This is a genomic window from Mycobacterium intermedium (genome assembly GCF_002086275.1).
Classification (GTDB): Bacteria; Actinomycetota; Actinomycetes; order Mycobacteriales; family Mycobacteriaceae; genus Mycobacterium; species Mycobacterium intermedium.
The window spans coordinates 40,014-54,301 of record NZ_MVHT01000005.1 but is presented as its reverse complement, the minus strand read 5'-3'; the positions used below and the strand labels follow the sequence as shown (position 1 = coordinate 54,301).

Genomic DNA, 14,288 nt, shown 5'->3' with positions numbered 1-14,288 from the left:
CCGCCTCTTCGACACCGGCGCGCGCACCGGCCCCTAATCTGAATGACGTGAATGCGCGGCAGGCGGAGACGGTCACGTGAAGTCCAAAGACGTCACGATCCGTCAGGCCAAGCCGACCGAGTACGCCAAGGTCGCCGAGATGCACTACCCGTCGTGGCGGCTGTCCTGGACCGGCATCATCGCGCCGCATCACCTCGACCTGATCGGTCAGCCGCACCGCTGGGCCACCGAGTTCTATCCGCTGACCCTGCGACGCGACGGGTGGGCCATGTGGATCGCCGAGTACCGCGGCAGGTTGCTCGGCATGACCATGTTCGGCCCTGACCTCGCCGTTCCCCGCGACCTGCACATCGACGCGCTGTATGTCACCGAGCACAGCCAGCGGCACGGCATCGGCGGCCGCCTGCTCAACAAGGCGTTGCGCGTGAACCCTTCCGAGGACGTAATCCTGTGGTGCGCCGACAAGAACCAGAAGGCACGCAACTTCTACGAGAAGAAAGACTTCCAAGAGGACGGCCGCACCTTCGTGTGGCAGCCGCTGCCCGGGGTGGACGTTCCCCACGTGGGCTACCGACTCAAGCGTCGATAACCACCCGATCGCCCTTCGCCCGCGACACGCAGACGAGCATCTCGTCATCATCCTCAGCGGTACGTCCGCGGTGATCGACCTGTCCGGCAAGGACTCTGACCTTGCACGTGCCGCAGAAACCCTGCTGACAGGAGTGCGGCGTGGTCGGATCGCGGTCCAGCATGACGGCCAGCGCAGACCGGTTCGCCGGAACGGTGAGGACCTCCCCCGAACTCCCGAGTTCCAGCTCGAAGGGAATCCCGTCGACCACGGGCGGGGGACTGAACCGCTCGTAGTGCAGCGGCGCGTTGGCGTATTCGGTCCGCGCCGTGCGCACCGCCTCCAGCATCGCGGGCGGCCCGCAGACGTAGACGGCGGTCGTCGGTCCGGCGCCGGCCAGCAACTCGTCGATGGTGGCCAGGCGGCCGTGCTCGTCGTCGGCCCACACCGTTACCCGATCGGGGTCCACCGACAGCACCTCGTCCAGAAACGGCATGTACTCGCGGCTGCGGCCGACATATATTGCACGCCAAACGGATCCGCGTTGGGCGGCCACCCGGATCATGGGTAGCACCGGCGTCACCCCAATGCCGCCGATCACGAACAGCACATCGCGCTCGGCGCTGCCGAGGTAGAACGCGTTGCGCGGGCCTTCAAACACCAGGGTGTCACCGACGTCGAAAGCCTCGTGCATCTCTATCGAACCGCCGCCGCCGTCGGGAATGCGGCGGACGGCGATGCGGTAGTCGGTGCGCCGCCCGGGCGGACCGGACAGGGAGTATTGGCGCCGCCGACCCGAGGGCAACTGAACGTCGATGTGTCCGCCAGGCGTCCAGGACGGCAACAACCCGCCGTCCGGGTCTGCCAGCGTCAACGCAACCACGTCGGGGGCGACGAGTTCCCGCTTGATGACCGTGGCCCGGTGCGTCCGTCGCACCGGTGACACTCGCGACGGATTCCACCGCGAAGCCGAGGCCAATCCGCCCATCAGGACGCGCACGCCCCACAATGCGGTATAGAACCGGTCCCGTTCACGGCGGCCGTACAGGTCGGCGGGCCTGCTTTTCCAAATGCTTTCCGGCACAGCGAACTTCCTACCTGAACAGCAGAGCCAAGCGCGCCGGCAGACGACTCACCAGCGCAAGTCCGCCGCCCGCCGGACGGGAGTCGCCGCGGTCGATCGCTGCCCCGACTTCGCCACGGGCGACGGCCTCGATCCACTGGGCGGTGAGCTGGGCGACGACGTCGGGGTGCGAAGTCACCACCCAGTGCCCGCCCTGGATCGAAATCACCCTGCTGCGAAGCGAAATCGCGCTCTGCAGGCGCTGCAGCGGGGGCGAGATGAAGTAGTCCTGGCGCGGTGCGAGCACCTGGACGCTGACGTCAGTCTCCGGCAGTCGCGGCTCCGGTGACAACAGCGGCCCGGGCAGGTTTTCTCGGTAGAGGTTGAGCCCATTGACGAAGTCGCCGATGGAACGCGGCGGTGAAACCCGTCCGCCGCGCGAACTGGCACCGCCGATACGTTCAAGGGCCTCAACGACTTTCACCCCGATCCCGGAGCGGAAAGCCAACTCCGGCGCGACGGGAGACAGGAAGAAGGCGATATAGCTTGATCCCACAATCTGTTTGGCGACATTGGCCAGGGACCGCAGACCGCGTGCCGATCGCAGGAATCGGCCCGCGCCCTGCAGATGCGGTCCCGAAAGCGAAGTGAAGGAAGCGATCTTGCCGGCAAGCGACTCGTCGGTGACGGCTGCCCAGCCCTGCACGGACCCCCAGTCATGGGCGAGGAGATGGACTTGCCCGACGTGCAGACTCTCGATGACCGCGTCCACATCGGCGACCAACTGTGCCAGCCGGTACCCAGATCTGGTTGCTGGACAAGACGACTCGCCGGCGCCCCGGACGTCGTAGGCCACGAAGTTATAGCGGGCGGCAAGCTCGGCCGCCACCCCGTCCCAGATGTGGTGATTGTCGGGCCAACCGTGGATGGCCAGAATGGTGGGCCGCTGCGGATCGATGTCGGTGTATTGGTGGACGGCCAGCGCGACGCCGTCGGACGCCGTGATACGTGAAGTGCTGCTCATAGGTCAATGCGACGCCCGTGCTGCCGGCGAGACCGCCAGGTAGTCGACCGCCAACCCAACTCCGCCCAACTGCGACGGGTGAAAGCCCGGCTTGAAGTAGTGGAACATGACGCGCAACAGGCGCACCGGCCCGGGGACCAGCCCGCGACGCGCTGCGCTGAAGTAGTCGCGCCAGCGCGCTTTCGTTCCCGGCGGCAGGCACGGGTCCACCGAGTACATAAACCGCACCCCGCGAATCCACAGCAGCAACATCACCGGCCCCGCGGCCAGCTGGGTATGCACCTGTCGCAGGTACCCGGCCCGCAGATGCTTCATGGCGTCGAACGCGACGGCCTTGTGCTCGACTTCTTCGGCACCATGCCAGCGCAGCATGTCGAGCATCACCGGGTCGGTGCCGGCGGCATCCAGCGCCGGGGAATTCAGAATCCACTCCCCTAATACGGCGGTGTAGTGCTCGATGGCCGCAATCAACGACACCTGCTCCAGCAACCAGCCGTGCTGGCTTTTCCACGGGGTGAGCTTGCTGCGCCGCGGCTTGTCGCCCAGCAGTGTGCTGAAGAGCCACCGGACCTGGTCGGTGAACGGAGTCACGTCGATGCCCTGGGCTTCGAAGTGCGCGAGCACGCCGGAGTGGGCCTGCGAGTGCATGGCCTCCTGGCCGATGAACCCCTGCACGTCCAGCCGCAACTGGTCGTCCTTGATCAGGGGCAACGCCCTCTTGAAGACCTCGACGAAGAACTCCTCACCCGCCGGCAACAGCAGGTGCAAGACGTTGAGGACGTGGGTGGCCATCGGCTCGTTGGGCACATAGTGAAACGGCAGGCGCGCGAAGTCGAAGTGGACGTCGCGCGCCTCCAAAACGAGACGCTCGTGGTCTGACGCGGCCGCTTCCTCCGAATGCGGTCCCACTGCCCTGTCGTCAACGGTCGTCATCCAGGCCCCCTTGCCTCGGCACCACTGCCGCATGATGCGGTCAGTGTACCGAGGGACCCCCGGTATGCGATACCCGCGGTACTAGGTTTCTAGGCCCTTTCTTCGGCGCGCTGCTTGAGGCGCTGCAGGGTGGCCGCGATGTGCTCGGCATTGGCGCTCGCCCGGTCGGCCACCCCCGTGGCCAGGGGCGCCACCTTGCGAAACCAGCCGGGACGACGGTCCCAAGTGCTCTCGGTGACGCTGCAACCGCCCTCGGTGGCGACGATGTCGTATTGCCAGCGCGCCACCGGCAGCACGGCGTAACGCACGTCGAAGGCGAAGACACGGCCCGGTTCGGCGTCGGTGACGGTGCACTTGGTGGTCCAGCGCTTGTTGCCGTTCTTGTTGTGTCCGACAAAGACCGCCCCCGGACGAACGACCCCGCCGTTGTGGCCCTTGCGCCACTCCATCGACTCGGTCTCTTCGGCCAACGCCGCCAGCGTAGGCAAGTCTGTGATCAGGTCATACACGGCCTCGGGACTGGCGTCGACATGCACGGTGGCGGAGGCGGACGGCTGCGGCATTCGACGATCATAGCCAGCGCCTAGATGGGCGCCGCCCCTCGAAGATGCTCGAAAATCAGCGATGTTTGAGTACCGGCGACGTCGGCATCCGCGTTGAGGTTTTCGACGACGAACGAGCGCAGATCCTCGGTGTCGCGGGCGGCGACGTGCAGCAGGAAGTCGTCCGCGCCGGCTAGAAAGTAGACGTCCATGACCTGTCGCCGAGTGCGGATCTGCCGGATGAAATTGCGTATTTTCCCGCGGGCGTTGGAGTGCAGGTTGACCGAGATCATCGCCTGGAGTGGCAATCCCACGGCGACCGGGTCGATGTCGGTGTAGAAACCGCGGATCACGCCGAGCTCCACCAGCCGCTTGACCCGACCGTGGCAGGTCGACGGGGCGATACCGACCGCCTCCGCGAGCGCATTGTTGGTGATGCGCGCGTCGCCGTGCAGCACGGTCAAGATGCTGCGATCCACCGCGTCCAAATCGGCAGGCCGAAAATCCTTCGGCGAGTCGGGCAACCGCGGCACCTCTTCCGGTGCTTTGTCACTCATACGCTGACTTTACAGAATTATTGTCACTTTTATTGAAGATAAGTCGAACTTTCTTCAGAATATAGGGATGCGCGTCGGCATTCCGACCGAGATCAAAAACAGTGAATTCCGGGTGGCAATCACCCCGGCGGGTGTCGCCGCGCTGACCACCCGTGGCCACCAGGTGCTGGTTCAGGCCGGCGCGGGAGAAGGCTCCGCGATCAGCGATGCCGACTTCAAGGCGGCCGGGGCCGAGGTGATCGGCTCCGCCGAACAGGTGTGGGCGGGCGCGGATCTGCTGCTCAAGGTCAAAGAACCGTTGCCCGCCGAGTACGAGCTGCTGCGGCGCGGCCAGACCGTGTTCACTTACCTGCACCTGGCCGCCACCCTGCCCTGCACTGAGGCGTTGCTGAAGTCGGGAGCGACATCTATCGCCTACGAAACCGTGCAAACGGCCGACGGCGCGTTGCCGTTGCTGGCCCCGATGAGCGAGGTCGCCGGGCGGCTGTCCGCGCAGGCGGGGGCGTATCACCTGATGCGCACTCACGGTGGGCGCGGCGTGCTGATGGGTGGGGTGCCAGGTGTGGAACCAGCGAATGTCGTTGTGATCGGCGGCGGTATCGCCGGGTACAACGCCGCCCGGATCGCAAGCGGCATGGGAGCGGTCGTCACCATCTTCGACGTCAACATCAACCGTCTTCGCCAGCTCGACTCCGAGTTCGGCGTCGCTGTCCGGACCCGCTATTCGTCGGCGTACGACCTCGAGGGCGCCGTCGAGCACGCCGACCTGGTGATCGGCGCCGTCCTGATACCCGGCGGCAAGGCACCCAAACTGATCTCCAATTCCCTTGTCGCACAGATGAAGCGCGGCTCAGTGGTAGTGGACATCTCCATCGACCAAGGCGGCTGCTTCGAAGACTCGAGGCCGACCACCCACGACGACCCGACGTTCGTCGTCCACGACACGCAGTTCTACTGCGTGGCGAACATGCCCAGCGCAGTACCCAAGACCTCGACGCATGCCCTGACCAACGCGACCATCCCCTACGTGCTCAAGCTGGCGGATCTGGGGTGGCGGGCGGCCTGTCAATCGGATCCGGCTCTGGCCAAAGGACTTTCGACACACGATGGCGCGCTGCTGGCGCACCAGGTGGCGGTCGACCTCGGCCTGCCGTTCACCGAACCGGTCACCGTGCTGGACTGACCGGAGCCTGACCGGAACGGCGTCTACAGCGTGCGCGCGTCGGGATCCAACGAAGCGACGATGCCCTTCGCCGAACCGGCGCGGGCCTCTCGGTAAGCCGCACCCGCCCAGAGGTTGGTGCCGTGCGGGTCCTCCTGCTCGATTGCGGCCGCCCGTATCGGCTTCGTCATCTGGTTGATCTCCGGGTAACCCAGCGGAGCCACGTGGTCGAGCAAGCGAGTGAAGTTGTTGGCCAGACCGCGCGCGTAACGGCCGGAGAAGGCCCGAGTGACGACGGTGGAGTCAAACTCCGGGTTCTTCAACGCCACTCGGTGCGCCGAGTTGGTGCCGGCCTCGTCGGCAAGCAACAGCGCAGTGCCTACCTGGGCGGCGACCGCCCCCCTGCGCAGCGCCGCCGCAATGTCCTGTGGCGTCCCCAAGCCCCCGGCCGCGATCAGCGGAATATCTGGGTGGGCGTGGCCGATTCGGTCCAGCAGTTGATGCAAAGACTCGGAGTTGGGCTCCATATCGGGCGCGAACGTGCCGCGGTGTCCGCCGGCCGCCGGGCCTTGCACCACCAGGTTGTCGGCCCCGGCGGCGACGGCGATTCCCGCTTCATAGGCCGACGTCACGGTGATCGACACCAGCAGACCGAGCGCGCTCAACCGGCGAACGACATCCGGCGGCGGGGCACCGAAGGTGAAGGACACGATCTCCGGTCGGATATCGGCCACCACTTCAAGCTTGCGTTCCCATTCATCGTCGTCGCCATGAACGGGGTGGCCGATCTCGACGCGGTAATGCTCCGCCACTTCCTCAAGATCTTCGGCGTAGTACTCGAGCTGCACCCAGTCGGCAACACTTGGTTGCGGCACAAAGATATTCGCCCCGATGGGACCCGTCGTCGCCTTACGTGCGGCGGCAATGTTCTCAGCGAATTGATCCGCGGTCAGGTAGCCGGCGGCCACGAAGCCCAGGCCGCCGGCGTTGGACACCGCCGCAGCCAGCGCCGGGGTGCCCGGACCGCCCGCCATCGGCGCGCCCACGATGGGCACCGCGATGTCCCAGAAGCCCAGTACCATCGCGCTACCTTACCATTGCCCGAAGTTGTTGGGGCAGCGAACGTTTCGACCTATGCGGGCCGAGGACTGCGGCGCCGTAACTGTTGCCCAGCACTCGGCGCGCCACCGCGTTCACCTCCTCGACGGTGACCCGGTCAATTTGCTGCAGGGTGTGCTCGATGCTGTGATGCGTGCCGTAGTTCAGTTCGCTGCGACCCAGTCGGCTCATCCGCGAGCTGGAGTCCTCCAGCCCGAGCACCAACCCGCCCCGCAGCGAGCCCTTGGCGATCCGACACTCCGCCTCCGTGATCCCGTCGCGCGCCACCGATTCCAGCACCTGGGCGGTAACCCGCATGACTTCGTCGAATCGCTCCGGCAGACAGGCGGCATAAACCGACAACGCGCCGCTGTCGGCGAAGATGTCCAGCGCGGAATAGACCGAGTACGCCAACCCTCGGGCCTCGCGAACCTCTTGGAACAGCCGCGAACTCAGGCCACCGCCCAGTGCGGTGTGCAGCACCGACAGGGCCCAACGGTGCTCCCAGCGGCGTCCGGGGGTGCGCACGCCGAGCGACACGTGAGTTTGCTCGGCGTCCCGTTTGGCCAATGCCAAGCTGGGACGCCCGTTCACCCGGCCCGTCCCCTTGCGTGGTGCAGCCGGGCGACGGCCACGGACCAACCGCGGGCCGAAGTGCTCCCGAACCAACGCCACCACCTCGTCGTGGTCGACGTTGCCGGCCACGGCGATCACCATCCGCTCCGGCGTGTATCGCCGCACGTGGAAGGAGTGCAACTGCGCCCGCGTCATCGACGACACCGACTTCGCGCTGCCGATCACCGGCCGGCCCACCGGGTGGTCGCCGAACATCGCCGACAGGAACATGTCCGCAAGGGCGTCCTCGGGGTCGTCGTCGCGCATGGCGATCTCTTCGAGGACGACGTCGCGCTCCAACTCGACGTCATCGGGGGCACACCGGCCGTTGAGCACCACGTCGGCGACCAGATCGACGGCCAGCGCCAGATCGGTATCGAGCACGTGGGCGTAGTAGCAGGTGTGTTCCTTGGCGGTGAACGCGTTCAGTTCCCCGCCGACGGCGTCCATTGCCTGCGCGATGTCTACGGCGGTGCGGGTAGGGGTCGACTTGAACAGCAGATGCTCGAGGAAGTGCGCGGCTCCGGCCACCGTGGCGCCTTCGTCGCGCGACCCGACCCCCACCCAAACTCCGACCGAAGCCGACCGCACCGCAGGCAGGTGTTCGGTGACCACTCGCAGGCCGCCGGGGAGCGTGGTGCGGCGTAGCGCCCCGGCGCCCGCAGGCTTAGCTGCTGACGGTCGCGGCATCGGCCGACGCTGGGGCCGCGGCTTCTTCCTCGGCGACGAGGACGAGCGAGATCTTGCCCCGCTTGTCGATGTCAGCGATCTCCACCCGCAGCTTGTCGCCGACGTTGACGACGTCCTCGACCTTCGCGATCCGCTTGCCCTTGCCGAGTTTGGAGATGTGCACCAAACCGTCACGCCCGGGCAGCAGCGATACGAACGCACCGAAATCGGTTGTCTTGACCACGGTTCCGAGGAACCGCTCGCCCACCGTCGGCAACTGGGGGTTGGCGATGGCATTGATCTTGTCGATCGCGGCCTGCGCCGAGGGACCGTCGGTGGCGCCGACGAACACGGTGCCGTCGTCCTCGATGGAGATCTGGGCTCCGGTCTCCTCGGTGATGGCGTTGATGACCTTGCCCTTGGGCCCGATAACCTCGCCGATCTTGTCCACCGGGACCTTGATGGTGGTCACCCGAGGTGCGTACGGGCTCATCTCGTCCGGCCGGTCGATGGCCTCGGCCATGACTTCGAGGATGGTCAGACGCGCGTCCTTGGCCTGAGCGAGCGCACCGGCCAGCACCTGCGACGGAATCCCGTCGAGCTTGGTGTCCAACTGCAGCGCGGTGACGAAGTCTTTGGTGCCGGCGCATTTGAAGTCCATGTCGCCGAAGGCGTCTTCGGCGCCCAGGATGTCGGTCAGGGTCACGAAGCGACGCTCCGTGCCACCGCCTTCCAGCTCGACGTCGTCGGACACCAGCCCCATTGCGATGCCGGCCACCGGCGCCTTCAGCGGAACGCCGGCGTTCAGCAGCGCCAACGTGGACGCGCACACCGACCCCATCGAGGTCGAGCCGTTAGAGCCCAGGGCTTCGGACACCTGCCGAATCGCGTAGGGGAACTCCTCGACGCTCGGCAACACCGGAATCAGCGCCCGCTCGGCCAGCGCGCCGTGCCCAATCTCGCGCCGCTTGGGCGAACCGACCCGGCCGGTCTCACCCGTCGAGTACGGCGGGAAGTTGTAGTGGTGCATGTAACGCTTGGTGGTTTCCGGCCCCAGCGAATCGATCTGCTGGGCCATCTTCATCATGTCCAGCGTGGTGATGCCCAGGATCTGGGTCTCGCCACGCTCGAACAGTGCGCTGCCGTGGGCCCGCGGAACGATTGCGACCTCGGCGGACAGCGCACGAATGTCGGTGATGCCACGGCCGTCGATGCGGAAATGGTCGGTGAGGATGCGCTGGCGAACCAGCTTCTTGGTCAGCGAGCGGAACGCGGCACTGATCTCCTTTTCCCGGCCTTCGTAGGTGTCCGCGAGGCGTTCCAGCAGCTGGGCCTTGATCTCTGAGGTGCGCTGGTCCCGTTCGGCCTTGCCGCCGATGGTCAGCGCGGCGGACAGGTCGTCGGTGGCCACCGAGGCGACCGAGTAGTAGACGTCGTCGCCGTACTCGGGGAACACCGGGTACTCACCGGTCGGCTTGGCGGCCGCGTCGGCAAGCTCCTGCTGGGCGGTGCACAGCGCCCTGATGAACGGCTTGGCCGCCTCCAGACCCTCGGCGACCACTGCTTCGGTCGGCGCCTGAGCGCCGCCTTCGACCAGCTCGATGACGTTCTCGGTGGCCTCGGCCTCTACCATCATGATCGCCACGTCGTCGCCGACGATGCGACCGGCCACGACCATGTCGAACACGGCGCGCTCGATCTGCTCGACAGTCGGGAATGCGACCCAGGTGCCGTCGATGAGGGCGACCCGGACTCCGCCGATGGGCCCGGAGAACGGCAGACCGGCCAACTGGGTGGACGCCGACGCGGCGTTGATCGCCAGCACGTCGTAGAGGTCGTTGGGGTCCAGGCTCAGGATGGTCACCACGATCTGGATCTCGTTGCGCAGGCCGTCGACGAAAGACGGACGCAACGGACGGTCGATGAGCCGACAGGTCAGGATCGCGTCGGTGGAAGGCCGGCCTTCACGACGGAAGAACGAGCCGGGGATGCGCCCGGCGGCATACATCCGCTCCTCGACGTCGACCGTCAGCGGGAAGAAGTCGAAATGTTCCTTGGGGCTCTTGCTGGCGGTGGTCGCCGACAGCAGCATGTTTTCTTCGTCCAGGTAGGCGACCACGGACCCGGCGGCCTGCAATGCCAGGCGGCCGGTCTCGAAACGGACGGTGCGGGTGCCGAAGCTCCCATTGTCGATGGTGGCGGTTGATTCGAACACGCCTTCTTCAATTTCAGCTGCAGACATACGTCGGTGCGGCCTCTCTCGGTTATTCAGCTATTTCGCGTCGTCACACGCGAAAATGCTCCCGGAGGACCAGCGGAGTCCGAATTCGGCTACGGCCATCGATCGAAGCGGCCGACCTGCTCCAGATCCGGAGAGCCCGGCAGCCACTACCGAAGACCGCCCGATCAGACTGGGCTGCTCTCCTGCATATGCAGTGACCCGCTGGAACAGCGCACGCGGATCTGCGTGAGCCGCACCATTTGCTGGACCGTCAACGGTCCAGAACGCTCTTATGCTACACGGAAGTTAACGCCGCCCCGGTACCGCGGGCGCGCCGCTGATGTGTTCGACGCACACCACGAACCCCCGCTGGGGGTAGGCGTACCCGAGGCCGGTGGCGCACTGGTCGACGTTCACCGCGCCGTCAGGGTGCGTCAAGATCTGGGTGGCGCGCTGCCGGTTCGGCACCGACACGTCGTTGCACTCCACGCGAACCGGATCGAGGACGCGACCGGGATCGATGCTCATGCAGCCACTGACCACCCAGTCGACGTCGAGGCAGAGTGTCTTGCTGGAGCCGTCGACCGGGTTGATCGCCGTGTAGGAGGAGTCGACGTCCGCGGGGCAGTGCTCGCGGTCGTCGACCGATGCCACCACCCTGAAGTTTGACCCCGGGCTACCGCAGGCCGCCGTGTCGGCCCGCGGCGTATCCGGTGAACCGGTGAGCTTGATGCAGTCCCCGGCCTGGTAGCCGGCGACATCGGGCTGCGAGGAACACCCTGCCAGGATGCCTGCGGCGGCTAGTGCCGTTGCGCCTGGCAGCGCTGTCCCCAGGGCGCGCATGACGCGCAGGTCAGCGACGCAGCCCCAGACGCTCGATCAGCGAGCGGTAGCGCTCGACGTCGACCTGCGTGAGGTACTTGACTAGACGCTTGCGACGGCCGACCAGCAGCAGCAACCCGCGCCGCGAGTGGTGGTCGTGCTTGTGCACCTTGAGGTGCTCGGTCAGGTCGGCGATGCGCTTGGTCAGCAGCGCGATTTGCGCTTCCGGCGATCCGGTGTCGGTCTCATGCAGGCCGTAATTGCGCAGAATTTCTTTTTTCTGCTCGGCAGTCAACGCCACGAAAACATCTCCATCAATCGGTCCGCGATCCAGTGAATTCCTCGGCACGGCCGCCGCGAACCGCAGCACGCGCCGATATCGCTGGGCAGTTTAGCAGCGGCGGGGCCGCCATCCGAAACCCGCGCGAAACCCGCGCGTCAGCCCGCCGACAGCAAGGCGCGCGTGCGCTCGGTGTCTTTGCCGATCTCGGCGATCAGATCCTTCACCGAGTCAAACTTCCTCTGCCCACGAATGCGGGCAACGAAGTCCAGCGCCACATGCTGTCCGTAGAGGTCCGCAGAGGTGTCGAGCACGAACGCCTCGACGGTGCGGGTGCGCCCGGAGAAGGTCGGATTTGTCCCGACCGACACCGCGGCCTGGTAGCGCTCTCCGGGGACGACGGTGCCGGTGACCGGGCCGTGCCCGAGAACGGTGAACCAGGCGGCATAGACCCCGTCGGCCGGGATCGCCGAATACATCGGCGGCGCCACGTTGGCTGTCGGAAAACCCAACTCGGCCCCCCGACCGTAGCCCCGGACCACGACCCCCTCGACCCGATGCGGGCGCCCCAACGCCTCGGTTGCCGCAACCATGTCACCCGCGTCCACGCAGGACCGGATGTAGGTGGACGAGAACGTCACCGTCTCGTTGCTGTGATGCTCGGACAGCAGCGACATCGACTCCACCGCGAATCCGAACCGCTCGCCCGCCCGGCGCAGGGTGTCGACGTTGCCGGCCGCCTTCTTGCCGAACGTGAAGTTCTCTCCGACGACGACCTCCACCACGTGCAGGTGTTCGACCAGCAGCTCGTGGATGTAGCGCTCCGGGGTCAGCTTCATGAAATCCGTGGTGAACGGCATCACCAGGAACACGTCTATGCCCAGCTCTTCGACGAGCTCGGCGCGGCGGGTCAGCGTGGTCAGCTGCGCCGGGTGACTGCCCGGATACACAACTTCCATGGGGTGCGGGTCGAACGTCATCAGCACCGACGGCACGCCCCGGGCCCGGGCCGCTTTGACCGCGTGCGCGATCAACTCGGCGTGTCCACGATGCACACCGTCGAACACCCCGATGGTGAGTACACATCGACCCCAGTCCGTGGGGATCTCGTCCTGGCCGCGCCACCGCTGCACGAGCGCAAGCCTACGGCGCGAGCCCTCATGAAGCCCAAAAACACCCAGAAGCGCACGCGCCACACCTGGTCGAAGCTTGTTCAGCCAAGTTAGGTCTGGATTGCCTAAACTTTTGGTTGTGAGGGCTGACGACAAGCCTGGCGATCTCACCGCGGTTGCCCAGGACTACCTGAAGGTCATCTGGACGGCCCAGGAATGGTCCCCCGACGGGGCTCCGCAGCGAGTCAGCACCAAGATGCTGGCCGAGAAGATCGGGGTGTCGGCCAGCACGGCGTCGGAATCGATCCGCAAGCTCGCCGAGCAGGGTCTGGTCGACCACGAGAAGTACGGCGCGGTGACGTTGACCGAGTCCGGTCGGCGGGCCGCGCTGGCAATGGTTCGCCGCCACCGGCTACTGGAAACTTTCCTGGTCAACGAGCTCGGCTACAGCTGGGACGAAGTGCACGACGAGGCGGAGGTGCTCGAACACGCGGTGTCCGAACGCCTGGTGTCCCGCATCGACGCCAAGCTGGGTTACCCGCGCCGAGACCCGCACGGCGACCCGATTCCCGCTTCCGACGGGCAGGTGCCGAGTCCGCCGGCAAGGCAGTTGTGGGCCTGCGACGACGGCGACACCGCGACGGTGGCCCGCATCTCGGATGCGGACCCGGAGATGCTGCGGTACTTCGACAGCGTGGGGATCAACCTCGACTCGCAGCTGCGGGTGCTGACGCGGCGCGAATTCGCCGGGATGATCTCGGTGGCGATCAACTCCGGTGACGGCGCCGAAACCACCGTCGATTTGGGCAGCCCTGCCGCCCGGGCGATCTGGGTAGTCGCGTAAGTCTGGCGGTTGACGACGCCCGCCGGTCAGGGTGCGTTGATCCCGTTGATGCCGTCGTCGCCCAGCCACGAGCCCGGGCCGCCACTCCCAGCCCCACCGCCAGCGCCACCCCCGGTGCCGCCGTTGCCGCCGTTGCCCCCGTTGGCGATCAACAGCCCACCGGTACCGCCATACCCGCCGTAGCCCCCGAGTCCGCTGACCGAGGTGCCACCGGCGCCGGCGTTGCCTCCGTTACCTATCCCGAACAAAGTAGACAGGCCCGCCAGACCGCCTTGGCCGCCGTTGCCGGCGATTCCGCCCACGTTGTTTCCACCGATTCCGCCGGCGCCGCCGTTCCCCCACACCGCGGCCCCCGTGTTGCCAGAGCCGGCGTTCCCGCCTTTTTCGGTGCCGTAGCCGCCGTGCCCACCAGCCCCGCCAACGCCGGACACCAGTGCGGCCTTGCCGCCCAGCCCTCCTCGGCCGCCAGTGCCGTCGGCTCCCGTCGGGGCGGAACCGCCGTTCCCGCCGTCGCCGCCGCCAGGCTGGCAAGATCTGCCGCAGCCGCCCCAAATGACTCTGGTATTGCGATGACAAACGACATAACCTGCCTTCCTCCGGCGTGTCCGATAGCCCGAAAACGCCACCATTACAGCACATGGAGAGGCAAAGATACATAGGTTTCAACAATGATCTCATGACTTGTTTCAGCAGCTGTATATATGTGTGTGTTGTACACTGCACAGACCGTTGTTCTGGCAGACATATTAATTGGCAGTTCTGCCCTGACGTGGGGATA

15 protein-coding genes are annotated in these 14,288 nt (G+C 66.3%); 3 read left to right on the top strand and 12 right to left on the bottom strand.

Annotated elements, in window-relative coordinates; all coding sequences use genetic code 11:
* The first annotated feature begins 139 nt into the window (after positions 1–139).
* Positions 140–589 (top strand): GNAT family N-acetyltransferase, encoded by a 450-nt coding sequence (locus BST27_RS03005; RefSeq protein WP_079219727.1) that lies wholly within the window; start codon positions 140–142, stop codon positions 587–589.
* On the opposite strand, the gene BST27_RS03000 is transcribed toward BST27_RS03005, so the two are convergent.
* The 5 genes from BST27_RS03000 to aldR are packed head-to-tail and all read right to left on the bottom strand — an operon-like array spanning position 576 to position 4,687.
* Positions 576–1,652 (bottom strand): PDR/VanB family oxidoreductase, encoded by a 1,077-nt coding sequence (locus BST27_RS03000; RefSeq protein WP_069420371.1) that lies wholly within the window; start codon positions 1,650–1,652, stop codon positions 576–578. The two genes, BST27_RS03005 and BST27_RS03000, sit on opposite strands and share 14 nt — an antisense overlap.
* Positions 1,653–1,662: 10 nt before the next feature.
* The gene (locus BST27_RS02995) at positions 1,663–2,655 is read right to left on the bottom strand and encodes an alpha/beta fold hydrolase (protein ID WP_069420372.1); all 993 of its coding nucleotides are present in this window, start codon (positions 2,653–2,655) and stop codon (positions 1,663–1,665) included.
* 3 nt (positions 2,656–2,658) lie between these two features.
* Positions 2,659–3,621, bottom strand: coding sequence for a metal-dependent hydrolase (locus BST27_RS02990; RefSeq protein ID WP_232007336.1), 963 nt, complete (start codon positions 3,619–3,621; stop codon positions 2,659–2,661).
* A 56-nt stretch (positions 3,622–3,677) separates the two neighbouring features.
* Entirely contained in the window at positions 3,678–4,151 is a 474-nt protein-coding gene (locus BST27_RS02985) for an SRPBCC family protein (RefSeq protein ID WP_069420373.1), read from the bottom strand.
* Between the two features lie 20 nt (positions 4,152–4,171).
* Complete coding sequence (aldR, locus tag BST27_RS02980) at positions 4,172–4,687, bottom strand: HTH-type transcriptional regulator AldR (protein WP_069420374.1); 516 nt, start codon at positions 4,685–4,687, stop codon at positions 4,172–4,174.
* A 67-nt stretch (positions 4,688–4,754) separates the two neighbouring features.
* Here aldR and ald point away from each other — a divergent pair, with 67 nt between their 5' ends.
* The gene (ald, locus tag BST27_RS02975; protein ID WP_069420375.1) at positions 4,755–5,870 is read left to right on the top strand and encodes an alanine dehydrogenase; all 1,116 of its coding nucleotides are present in this window, start codon (positions 4,755–4,757) and stop codon (positions 5,868–5,870) included.
* Positions 5,871–5,893: 23 nt separating this feature from the next.
* Here ald and BST27_RS02970 read toward each other — a convergent pair whose 3' ends face one another.
* The 6 genes from BST27_RS02970 to BST27_RS02945 form a co-directional block, all read right to left on the bottom strand.
* Complete coding sequence (locus tag BST27_RS02970) at positions 5,894–6,931, bottom strand: nitronate monooxygenase (protein WP_069420376.1); 1,038 nt, start codon at positions 6,929–6,931, stop codon at positions 5,894–5,896.
* Between the two features lie 4 nt (positions 6,932–6,935).
* Positions 6,936–8,252 carry a M16 family metallopeptidase gene (locus tag BST27_RS02965; RefSeq protein ID WP_069420377.1) on the bottom strand — a complete coding sequence of 439 codons (1,317 nt, stop codon included), beginning with the start codon at positions 8,250–8,252 and terminating at the stop codon, positions 6,936–6,938.
* Positions 8,230–10,473 (bottom strand): polyribonucleotide nucleotidyltransferase, encoded by a 2,244-nt coding sequence (locus BST27_RS02960; RefSeq protein WP_069420378.1) that lies wholly within the window; start codon positions 10,471–10,473, stop codon positions 8,230–8,232. The genes BST27_RS02965 and BST27_RS02960 overlap by 23 nt, the downstream gene beginning before the upstream one ends.
* A 285-nt stretch (positions 10,474–10,758) precedes the next feature.
* A complete protein-coding gene (gene lppU, locus BST27_RS02955) occupies positions 10,759–11,295 on the bottom strand; it encodes an LppU family putative lipoprotein (protein ID WP_069420379.1) in 537 nt (178 codons plus the stop codon).
* A 10-nt stretch (positions 11,296–11,305) separates the two neighbouring features.
* On the bottom strand, positions 11,306–11,575 hold the full coding sequence (gene rpsO, locus BST27_RS02950) for a 30S ribosomal protein S15 (RefSeq protein WP_069420403.1): 270 nt from the start codon (positions 11,573–11,575) through the stop codon (positions 11,306–11,308).
* Between the two features lie 137 nt (positions 11,576–11,712).
* On the bottom strand, positions 11,713–12,687 hold the full coding sequence (locus BST27_RS02945) for a bifunctional riboflavin kinase/FAD synthetase (protein WP_069420380.1): 975 nt from the start codon (positions 12,685–12,687) through the stop codon (positions 11,713–11,715).
* Positions 12,688–12,805: 118 nt separating this feature from the next.
* On the opposite strand from BST27_RS02945, the gene mntR reads away from it, so the two are divergent.
* The gene (mntR, locus tag BST27_RS02940) at positions 12,806–13,510 is read left to right on the top strand and encodes a manganese-binding transcriptional regulator MntR (RefSeq protein ID WP_069420381.1); all 705 of its coding nucleotides are present in this window, start codon (positions 12,806–12,808) and stop codon (positions 13,508–13,510) included.
* A 26-nt stretch (positions 13,511–13,536) separates the two neighbouring features.
* Here the strand turns inward: mntR and BST27_RS32275 are convergent, their stop codons facing one another.
* Entirely contained in the window at positions 13,537–14,136 is a 600-nt protein-coding gene (locus BST27_RS32275) for a PE-PGRS family protein (RefSeq protein WP_170062262.1), read from the bottom strand.
* Positions 14,137–14,288 lie beyond the last annotated feature (152 nt).

Excerpts from the sequence above, each read along its gene's own strand:
- BST27_RS02990 (WP_232007336.1), bottom strand. The coding sequence starts at position 3,621 with ATGCGGCAGTGGTGCCGAGGCAAGGGGGCCTGGATGACGACCGTTGAC.
- BST27_RS02995 (WP_069420372.1), bottom strand. The coding sequence starts at position 2,655 with ATGAGCAGCACTTCACGTATCACGGCGTCCGACGGCGTCGCGCTGGCC.
- BST27_RS03005 (WP_079219727.1), top strand. The coding sequence starts at position 140 with ATGCACTACCCGTCGTGGCGGCTGTCCTGGACCGGCATCATCGCGCCG.
- ald (WP_069420375.1), top strand. The coding sequence starts at position 4,755 with ATGCGCGTCGGCATTCCGACCGAGATCAAAAACAGTGAATTCCGGGTG.
- BST27_RS02970 (WP_069420376.1), bottom strand. The coding sequence starts at position 6,931 with ATGGTACTGGGCTTCTGGGACATCGCGGTGCCCATCGTGGGCGCGCCG.
- BST27_RS02985 (WP_069420373.1), bottom strand. The coding sequence starts at position 4,151 with ATGCCGCAGCCGTCCGCCTCCGCCACCGTGCATGTCGACGCCAGTCCC.
- aldR (WP_069420374.1), bottom strand. The coding sequence starts at position 4,687 with ATGAGTGACAAAGCACCGGAAGAGGTGCCGCGGTTGCCCGACTCGCCG.
- BST27_RS02960 (WP_069420378.1), bottom strand. The coding sequence starts at position 10,473 with ATGTCTGCAGCTGAAATTGAAGAAGGCGTGTTCGAATCAACCGCCACC.
- lppU (WP_069420379.1), bottom strand. The coding sequence starts at position 11,295 with ATGCGCGCCCTGGGGACAGCGCTGCCAGGCGCAACGGCACTAGCCGCC.
- BST27_RS02965 (WP_069420377.1), bottom strand. The coding sequence starts at position 8,252 with ATGCCGCGACCGTCAGCAGCTAAGCCTGCGGGCGCCGGGGCGCTACGC.